The sequence below is a fragment of the Mesorhizobium sp. M7A.F.Ca.CA.002.15.2.1 genome (genome assembly GCF_003998715.1).
In the GTDB taxonomy this organism is placed as follows: Bacteria; Pseudomonadota; Alphaproteobacteria; order Rhizobiales; family Rhizobiaceae; genus Mesorhizobium; species Mesorhizobium ciceri.
Genome location: NZ_RZPI01001159.1, coordinates 1 through 778, shown reverse-complemented (window position 1 = coordinate 778; position 778 = coordinate 1). Strand labels below are relative to the sequence as shown.

Sequence of the window (778 nt, the reverse complement as noted above, 5' to 3'; positions counted from 1 at the left end):
CATGTCTAGCCTTCAGGGGTCTGAGGGGGGATCAGACCTGGTAAGAACCTTTGTTGGCCGCGGAGGTTCCACCCGAACAAAAAAATTGCCGATGGCCCGTCCGCGGAATTCAAGCAGTGGAGGCGATTTCTTCGCGAGACCACTCACAGTTTGGAACCTTCCGCTCGCAACCGGGTTTGGTGGCGCGGTGGGAGGAATTGCGATTGGATTGTTTTCAGAGGCTCGAAGCGCTGGTCGACAGCGCCGGTGTCGACGATATCGAGGAAGCAACCGCTCTGCTGCGCCGGTTCAAGGGCAGGTCGCGCGAGGTCGCGGCAGCCATCGACGAATTCATGCTCGATTTCATGACCTTGGTCTTCGTCGTCGAAAACGGCGAAGAAGGTTTCGAAAGGCCGGTCCGCAAGCTCGCTCGCACCAGGCTTTCAAAGCTTGAGCGGCTGGTGACTGTAACGGCGGAGGAAAAGCCGGCTTCCAGCGCCGGCCTATCCCTTCAGGATGGCGGCTAGCCTTGGAATGCCTTCGCTCACCGCGCGCCGGTCGGCGAGCGTGAAGGACAGCCGCAGTGTGTTGCGCCCGGTGCCATCGGCATAAAAGGCGTTGCCCGGCACGAAGGCGACCCGCGCTTCCTTCACCGACCGAGCCAGAAGCTCGGTGGCGTCGGCCCCTTCCGGCAGTGTCACCCAGACGAACATGCCGCCTTCCGGGCGGCTCCAGGTCACGCCTTCGGGCATGTGGGCTTCCAGTGCCGAGAGCAGCCCGTCGCGGCGCTCGCGATAGG

Annotated in this window: 2 protein-coding genes; one reads left to right on the top strand and one right to left on the bottom strand. The window is 62.6% G+C overall.

Going from position 1 to position 778, the window contains the following annotated elements; translation table 11 throughout:
* Window positions 1–203: 203 nt before the first annotated feature.
* Window positions 204–506, top strand: a complete 303-nt coding sequence (locus ENZ74_RS33360; protein ID WP_224621166.1) for a hypothetical protein — start codon at window positions 204–206, stop codon at window positions 504–506.
* On the opposite strand, the gene ENZ74_RS33355 is transcribed toward ENZ74_RS33360, so the two are convergent.
* Window positions 483–778: aminotransferase class I/II-fold pyridoxal phosphate-dependent enzyme (locus ENZ74_RS33355; RefSeq protein WP_127313364.1), on the bottom strand; the 296-nt coding region annotated here is incomplete at its 5' end. The genes ENZ74_RS33360 and ENZ74_RS33355 overlap by 24 nt on opposite strands.